Source organism: Streptomyces sp. NPDC025618, from assembly GCF_055558795.1.
The window spans coordinates 134,696-142,227 of record NZ_JBVHLW010000013.1; the positions used below are offsets into that span (position 1 = coordinate 134,696).

Genomic DNA, 7,532 nt, shown 5'->3' on the forward strand with positions numbered 1-7,532 from the left:
GGTGGCGGCCGTGACTCACGTGCTCGGGCTGGACCTGGCCAATCCGGTCGTGGTCGGCTCCGGCCTGCTCACCGACCAGGAGCGGAACATCCGCAGGCTGCTGGACACCGGCGCGGGCGCGGTGGTCACCAAGACCATCCACCCCAGCCCGCCCACCGGCCTGGACGAGCGGATCCTCCGGCTGCCCACCGGAATGATCAACAGCACCACCTACTCCAAGCGGTCCGTCGACCACTGGCTGGGCATCCTGCGCAGCCTGGCCTTGGACGGGCTGCCGGTCATCGCGTCGGTGCACGCCGACACTCCGGCGGAACTGGCCGAACTGGCCGCCCAGGTGGAGGCGACGGGCTGCCGGGCGCTGGAGCTGGGCATCTCCTGCCTCAACGAGGAAGCCGGCCTCGACGACTCCGCCGAACGTGTGAGCTCCTACACCGAGGCCGTTCGCGCGGCGACCCGCCTGCCGTTCGCGGTCAAGCTGGCCGGCGGCGAGGGACTGAACGCCCGGGCGTTCGCGGCCGCCCGGGCGGGAGCGGACGCGGTCACCGTCAGCGACACCCTGCCCGCCGCCGTGGTGGACCCGGAGACCGGCGAGCTCGAACTCGGCGGTGTCTTCGGCTACTCCGGACCCGGCATCAAGCCGCTCGTGCTGGCCGCGCTGTGGCACCTGCGCCGAGCGGACTTCCCGCTCCCCGTCCTGGCCACCGGCGGCGTGCAGTCGGGCCGGGACGTGCACGACTACCTCCGGCTCGGCGCGGTGGTGGCGCAGGTCTACAGCGCGCTGCACACCGACATGTACGCCACACTCGCCCGGATCGTGGCCGAGACCGACGGGCCGTCGGGCCCCGGGGCGCAGGCGCGCCGGGCCGAAGAGGTGCGGTCGTGACCCCCCGCTCGGCAGGGCCGCAGCTGAGCGACCTGAGCAGCGCCGACATCCTGGCGGCGACGGACGGCCGGACCGTGGTGTGGCCGGTCGGCGCCACCGAGCAGCACGGCCCGCACCTGCCGCTCTCCGTGGACACCGTGCTGGCCGAGGCGTTCGCCCGGCAGATCGCCTACGAGCTCACCGCGCTGACCCTGCCGGTGCAGCCCATCGCGGCGCGGTCGCTGCCGCAGAGCGGCGGGGGACTGGCCTTCCCCGGCACGGTCCATGTGCGAGGCCAGTCGCTGCTGGACTTCCTGGTGGACACGCTGCAGTCGCTGTGCGCCCTGCCCTGGCACCGGTTGCTGGTCATGAACGGGCACTTCGAGAACGAGCCCTTCCTCTTCGAGGCCCTCGACGAGGTGAGCCGGCGCCCGGTGGCCGCGGGCAAGGAGTTCATCGCGCTGAGCTGGTGGAGCCTGGTCGACACGGACTGGCTCGCCGCGCGGGTGCCGTACTTCCCGGGGTGGCACGCCGAGCACGCGGGGCTCACCGAGACCAGCCTGATGCTCTACCTGCGCCCGGATCTGGTCTCGGCCGAGCGGCCCGACCACACCGAACCACCCCGCCCGGGCATCTATCTGCACCCCGTCGACGTGGAGAGCACGACCAACCGGGGCGTCCTGTCCAGCACTTCGGGCGCGAGCGCCGAGCTGGGCGAGGAACTGTTCTGGCACGTGGTCCACGCCGCGGTCGACCTGGTGTCCAAGGGCCGCGGGCTGCTGCGGGAGGACCGGGAGAACAACGACGGCGGACCGCTGTGAGAGGACCGAGAAGAGAGGAGGCGCCATGACCGTACCCACCGTCTGCGTGAGCAACGCCGTCGACACCCTGCGGGACTTCGCCGTACGCGCCGACGGCGTCGACGAGCTGCTGTCGGAGTGCTACGCCCAGCAGGACCAGGCGCTGTTCTGGGGACCGCTGGCCAAAATGATCATCACCTACGAGCCGATCGCCGACCTGGACTGGCAGCGGGAGTTCCTGGAGCTCGACGGCGTGGTGAACCTCAGCCCGGCCGGGAGGACCGGCTCGCTGTTCGCCGACGCGCTCGCCGACCCCGAGCTGATGGCCGCCGTGGCCGCCTACGCGGGGCCGGGGCGCAGAATCCGGCTGATCCCGCACACCACCACCGCCGACCTGTGGCGGTTCGCCGAGGCCCTGCGCACCGGACACGGCATCGAGGTCGAACTCCCGGAGAGCACACCGCGGCAGGAGCTGCGCGACCGGTTCGACACCAAGACCGGCCTGCGCGATCTGGCCGCCGACCTCGGCATGGCCGACGGGCCCTGCCGCGTCCCGGACGGTGTGCACTGCGCCGGGAGCGAGGAGATCCCGGCGGCGGTGCGGAAAATGCTCGCGACGGGAAGGCCCTGCATCGTCAAGGCGGACCGGGGCGAGGCGAGCATCGGCCTGCTGATCTTCCGGCCCGGCGCCGACGACATCGACGAACGCCTGGCCGCGAGCCCGTTCTACGGCGAGGACGCGGTGGTGGTCGAGGAGTTCGTCGAGGGGGACATCGCGTTCCCGTCGGTGGAGTACATGGTGCCCGAGAACGGCCGGCCCCACCTCTGCTACACGACCGACATGCTCTTCGAGGGAGAGACCCACCTGCGCGGCAACGTCACCGCGCGGGAGCTCAAGGACGAGTGGTGGTACGGGCCGCTGACCGAGGGCGGGCACCGGCTGGCCGAGGAGATGCAACGGCGCGGCTACCGAGGGCACTTCGGTATCGACGCGATCGCCCGCGATGGCATCGTCCACATGCACGACCTCAACGCCCGCCGCACCGGCTCGACCCACGTCCACGAGTTCGGCGACCAGCTCATCGGCCCCGGCTACCTCACCACCCACGCGATCGGTAACTACGATTTCTACGGGCTCCCGGACGGACTGAAGCTGGAGGAGGTGCTGCGACTGCTCGGGCACCTCGTGGCCTCGCCCCGGCACGCGGACCGAGGGGTGGTCCCGACCGAGCTCACCGATCTGCACACTGGAAGACTGAGCTGCATGTTCTTCGCACCGAGTCTGGCAGACCTGCACGATCTGATAGCCGAGGCCAGAGCGGCCCTGGGCCCCGACCTGTGACCAGCACGCTGCCCGCCGTCGCGACGGCACGACGCTGGCTGGTGCTGGCCGTGGTGCTGCTGTGCTTCCTGCCCGCCGCCGTCGATGTCACCATCCTCACCATCGCCGTGCCCACCCTGGCCGACGAGTTGCACGCGTCCCCGACCGAACTGCTGTGGATCGTGGACGTGTACTCGCTCCTGATGGTGGGACTGGTGCTGGTCACCGGGCCGTTGGGCGACCGCATCGGACACAAACGGCTGCTGCTGGCCGGGCTGGCGGTGTTCGGCGCGGCCTCGGCGCTGTGCGCGACCGCGTCGGGGCCCCTGGCCCTGGTCGGCTCCCGGGCCGTGCTGGCGGTCGGCTCGGCGATGATCATCCCGGCCACGCTGGCGCTCATCCGGCAGACCTTCGACAGCGGCCATGACCACGCGGTGGCCATCGGGGCGTGGAGCGCGGTCGCGGCGGGCGCGTCGGCGCTGGGGCCGGTGGCGGGCGGCTTCCTGCTCCATCACTTCTGGTGGGGCTCGACGTTCCTGGTCAACCTGCCGGTGGTGGCGGTGGCCATGCCCGCCGTGGCCCTGCTCCTGCGCAACGAGGCGGAGGCCGAGCGACAGCCCTGGGAGGCCACGTCGCCCGTCCTCTCCGTCGTGGGGCTGCTGGGTACCGCCTACGCCATCATCGCCGTCACCCACGACGGCGTCGGACCGGCGGAAGTGCTGCTGCCGGGTGCGCTGGGCGTCACCGCGCTGGTCCTGTTCGTACGGCGGCAGCAGCGGGCGAAGCACCCGATGCTGGACCTCTCCCTCTTCCGGCTGCCCCTGCTGCGCGCGGGGGTGGTGGCCTCGGTGCTGCCGGTGCTGGTGATGGTCGGGTTCGAGCTGCAACTGGTGCAGTACCTCCAGTTCGCCAAGGGATTCTCGGCCGCGGACGCCGCGCTGCACCTGCTGCCGATGCCCGTGGCCGCCGTGGTGGCGGGGCTGGTGGGCGGGCCGATCGCCTCCCGCACGGGACCGCGCGCCGGTGTGCCCGCGGGCCTGCTGCTCGCCGCGATGGGGTACGCCCTGGTCGCCTCCGGCACGCTGCTCCCGCTGGGCCTGGTGCTGATCGGTCTCGGCCAGGGCCTGGTCCAGACGGTCGCCTCGAACCTCATCATGGTCACCGCGCCCTCCGAACAGGCGGGCGCGGCGGCCGGGATCGAATCCGTCTCCTACGAGGTCGGGGCCGGTCTGGGCATCGCCGTCTTCGGCACGGTCACCACGGTGACCTACCGCCTGCTCCTGCCCGCGGGCACGTCGTCGACCCCCCTGACGGCGGGCGACTCCCCGGAGACGGCCCAGGTGCTCTCCGACGCGTTCCACACCATCACCTGGCTCGCGGCCGCTCTCACTCTCGTCACGATCTTCCTGGCCATGCCGAGGCGCCGAACGCGCGCGTGAGGGAGCGGTATCCGCCGTTGCGGACTGCTGCTTCGGGAACCGGGGCAAGCACTGGTGCACCGGTGGCAACGGGTCTCCGGAGGGGGTTGTCATCGCGGCGGGCAATCCGCCTTGACTGCCGCTGGTGGGAGACCTCCTGTCGGCGCCGTTTCCCCGAGGGCCTGCGTGCCCCCCCCCGGAGGCCGGGGGGCTCCAGGCGGTGCGTCAGCGAGAACCGCGTGGTCTTCGCCGGTGTCCCGGAAAGACGTGCCCTGTCAGTTCAGTTACTCGCTCGCCTGTCGGATGCGGGCGCACCGCCCGGGCGGCACGGGATCAGGACGTGCCGCGGCCGGCGACGAAGTCGCGTACGCGGTCGACCATGCCGGTGCCGGGGGCCAGCAGCTTGTTGGCGGGCGGGGTGTCGGGGGCGGAGGGGGGCGGCCGGGTCGGTGCCGACCCGCCGCGTCGGGCATCCGTTCCCGCCCCGCGACCGGCCTTGACCACTGTCGCGGGACGCCTCACCGAGTGCCCCGGATCGCGATCGGCAACCGGTGCAACTGCTCCGCCTCCCCTGTCGGGCGGCGCCCAACAGGGCCTGAACCAGGGCGGTCGGTGCGAAGTCGTCGTCCAGCCCGCTCGGGGAGAGGGAGGCTGTCGCCCGCAGCGGGCGGCCGGTCGACTGGACGCCGGGGCAGGACCAGGCGGTACGCCGGCAGGTACCGGCTCGTAGGCTGTCCCTATGACCGAGATCCAGCCCCCGACGCCCTCCGACGCCTTCGAGCTGCTGCTGGCCGGCAACCGGCGCTTCGTCGCGGGTGCCCCTGAGCACCCGAACCAGGACGCTGTCCGCCGTGCCGAGATCGCGCCGGGACAGCAGCCCTTCGCCGTGCTGTTCGGGTGCTCCGATTCCCGGCTGGCTGCCGAGATCATCTTCGACCGTGGCCTGGGCGACTTGTTCGTCGTACGCACCGCCGGGCACGTGGTGGGCTCGGAGGTGCTCGGGAGCATCGAGTACGGGGCCGACATACTGGACTGCCCGCTGGTGGTGGTGCTCGGCCATGACTCCTGCGGCGCGGTCGGTGCGGCATGCGCCGCGCTGGAGGACGGCATGGCACCGGCCGGCTACGTCCGCGATGTCGTCGAGCGGGTGACCCCCAGCGTGCTGGCGGCCCGGGCGGCCGGACGCACCGAGCCGCAGGAGGTCCTCGCCGAGCACGTCAAGCACACCGTCGAGCTGCTGCTGGACCGCTCCCGGATCCTCGCCGAGAAGGTCGCTGCCGGACAGACCGCCGTCGTGGGTCTGTGCTACCGCCTGGCCGACGGCAGCGCCCGACTGGTCGCGGCCCACGGACTCGACGCGGCAGCTCCGGCCGCGACCTGACGGCCGGATACGCCGCTTGTCCCGGACCGTCGAGAACTCGGTCGGTTCAGGGCAGGGGAGTGCCGCCGGTGGCGTTGATGATCTCTCCGGTGATGTATGTGGCCTGGGGGGAGGCGAGGAAGACGTAGGCGGGGGCCATCTCGGCGGGCTGCGCCGGGCGGCCGAGGGGGGACTGTTTGCCGAACTCGGTGGTGTCGGGCATCGTCGCGGGGATCAGCGGAGTCCACACGGGGCCGGGGGCGACGGCGTTGACCCGGATGCCGTCCTCGGCGAGCATCTGTGCCAGGCCCTGGGTGAAATTGACGATCGCGCCCTTGGTCATCGCGTAGTCCAGCAGGTGCGGACTGGGTTTGTACGCCTGGACGGAGGTGGTGTTGATGATGCTGCCCCCCTTCGGGATATGGGGCAGGCTCATCTTCGACAGCCAGAACATGCCGTAGAGGTTGGTGCGCATCACCCGGTCGAACTGCTCCGTCGAAATCGCCGAGATGCCGTCGGGCTGGGACATCTGATAAGCGGCGTTGTTGACGAGGATGTCGATGCGGCCCGACTCCCGCACCGCCCGGTCCACCAGGGCCCGGCAGGCGCTCTCGTCGCGGATGTCGCACTCCACCGCCACGGCCCGGCGGCCCGCCTCCGTCACCAGCTCCGAGGTCCGTCCGGCTTCCCCCTCCTCCCCGGCGAGGTGGGTGAAGACGATGTCGGCGCCCTCACGGGCGTAGGCGAGGGCGACGGCCCGTCCGATACCCGAGTCTCCTCCGGTGATGACGGCGATACGGTCCTTCAGCACGTCGTGGCCCTGGTAGGAGTCCTCCCCGTGGTCCGGGGGCGGGTCCATCGGGCCGGTCCATCCCGGGTGTGTCTGTTCCTGGTCGGGCAGATCGGGGCGGGGGTGCCGGGTCACCGGGTCGGGGAACGCGTTGTCGCTCATGATCGTGATGCCTCCGGGGCGGGGTCCAGGGGTTGTTCAGCGCGGGGGGTAGGGCGTTTCCTTGAGGACCTTCGCGAGGTGGGCGGCGTTCAGGGCGAGGGAGCGGGTGGTCTTCGCGACGGCTTCGGGGGTCTCGTCCAAGTCCTGATAGTCCGTACCCTGCTGGGCTTCGCCGACCCAGTAGGTCGCCGCCCCCGGGGCAAGGGTGAAACCGAGATCGTTCAGCCCCTGGAAGAGTTCGGCGCTGACGTGGTGGGCTCCGTCCTCGTTGCCGACGACCGCGACCAGGCCGACCTTCCCGTACGGAAGCTGCCGGCCCGCGTCGTCGGTCTCGGAGATGTCGGCGTTGAGCCGCTCCAGGACGCGCTGGGCGAGGCTGGAGGGGTGGCCGAGCCAGATCGGGGTCGCCAGCAGCAGGATGTCCGCCGCCAGCACCTTCTCCCGCAGCGCGGGCCACGCGTCACCGCCGCCCATATCGACCGCCACGCCGGTCTTCACATCGTGGTCGGCAACCCTGACGATCTCCCCGGGCACTCCCAGGCTCTCCAGCTCATCCATCACCTGCTGGGCCAGCAGATGGCTGCTCGACGGGCCCGGCGAGGGGGTGAGCGTGCACACGAGGGCAAGGGCGCGGTTCACGCTCGTCCTCCCGTGGGTTCGGATTCAGGGCTCCAGCGTGCCCCGGTGGGGGGGGGGGGGGGGGGGGGGGGGGCCCCCCCGGGGGGAAGGGGCGGAAAAGGGCGCGTCGGACGCCGGTGTGGAGGGTGTGGTGTTGTGGTTATGGCTTTGCACAACTCTGGTTTTCCTTCCTCTCGTTGC

At 71.7% G+C, this 7,532-nt stretch carries 7 protein-coding genes and 1 pseudogene; 5 read left to right on the forward strand and 3 right to left on the reverse strand.

The genetic code is table 11. The annotated features are described in order from the left end of the window. Window positions 1-10: 10 nt before the first annotated feature. From ACZ4A5_RS14845 to ACZ4A5_RS14860, 4 genes are read left to right on the forward strand one after another with little or no spacing between them, the layout of a single operon-like run. Window positions 11-883 carry a beta/alpha barrel domain-containing protein gene (locus ACZ4A5_RS14845; protein WP_467582666.1) on the forward strand — a complete coding sequence of 291 codons (873 nt, stop codon included), beginning with the start codon at window positions 11-13 and terminating at the stop codon, window positions 881-883. Then, window positions 880-1,683: a creatininase family protein gene (locus ACZ4A5_RS14850; RefSeq protein ID WP_467582668.1), complete on the forward strand. Its 804-nt coding sequence runs from the start codon at window positions 880-882 to the stop codon at window positions 1,681-1,683. The genes ACZ4A5_RS14845 and ACZ4A5_RS14850 overlap by 4 nt, the downstream gene beginning before the upstream one ends. 25 nt (window positions 1,684-1,708) lie before the next feature. Then, window positions 1,709-3,004: a hypothetical protein gene (locus ACZ4A5_RS14855; protein ID WP_467582669.1), complete on the forward strand. Its 1,296-nt coding sequence runs from the start codon at window positions 1,709-1,711 to the stop codon at window positions 3,002-3,004. Continuing rightward, window positions 3,001-4,422: an MFS transporter gene (locus ACZ4A5_RS14860; protein WP_467582671.1), complete on the forward strand. Its 1,422-nt coding sequence runs from the start codon at window positions 3,001-3,003 to the stop codon at window positions 4,420-4,422. The genes ACZ4A5_RS14855 and ACZ4A5_RS14860 overlap by 4 nt, the downstream gene beginning before the upstream one ends. 312 nt (window positions 4,423-4,734) lie before the next feature. Here ACZ4A5_RS14860 and ACZ4A5_RS14865 read toward each other — a convergent pair. Further along, window positions 4,735-4,857 (reverse strand): annotated as a pseudogene (locus ACZ4A5_RS14865) (hemerythrin domain-containing protein); the annotation flags it as partial. Window positions 4,858-5,140: 283 nt separating this feature from the next. On the opposite strand from ACZ4A5_RS14865, the gene ACZ4A5_RS14870 reads away from it, so the two are divergent. Next, window positions 5,141-5,782, forward strand: a complete 642-nt coding sequence (locus ACZ4A5_RS14870; RefSeq protein WP_467582672.1) for a carbonic anhydrase — start codon at window positions 5,141-5,143, stop codon at window positions 5,780-5,782. A gap of 46 nt (window positions 5,783-5,828) precedes the next feature. On the opposite strand, the gene ACZ4A5_RS14875 is transcribed toward ACZ4A5_RS14870, so the two are convergent. Together ACZ4A5_RS14875 and ACZ4A5_RS14880 are read right to left on the reverse strand one after the other, a co-directional pair. Further along, a complete protein-coding gene (locus ACZ4A5_RS14875; RefSeq protein WP_467582674.1) occupies window positions 5,829-6,713 on the reverse strand; it encodes an SDR family oxidoreductase in 885 nt (294 codons plus the stop codon). A gap of 36 nt (window positions 6,714-6,749) precedes the next feature. Further along, window positions 6,750-7,352: a flavodoxin family protein gene (locus tag ACZ4A5_RS14880; protein ID WP_467582676.1), complete on the reverse strand. Its 603-nt coding sequence runs from the start codon at window positions 7,350-7,352 to the stop codon at window positions 6,750-6,752. Window positions 7,353-7,532: the final 180 nt, after the last annotated feature.

Excerpts from the sequence above, each read along its gene's own strand:
- ACZ4A5_RS14875 (WP_467582674.1), bottom strand. The coding sequence starts at position 6,713 with ATGAGCGACAACGCGTTCCCCGACCCGGTGACCCGGCACCCCCGCCCC.
- ACZ4A5_RS14870 (WP_467582672.1), top strand. The coding sequence starts at position 5,141 with ATGACCGAGATCCAGCCCCCGACGCCCTCCGACGCCTTCGAGCTGCTG.
- ACZ4A5_RS14855 (WP_467582669.1), top strand. The coding sequence starts at position 1,709 with ATGACCGTACCCACCGTCTGCGTGAGCAACGCCGTCGACACCCTGCGG.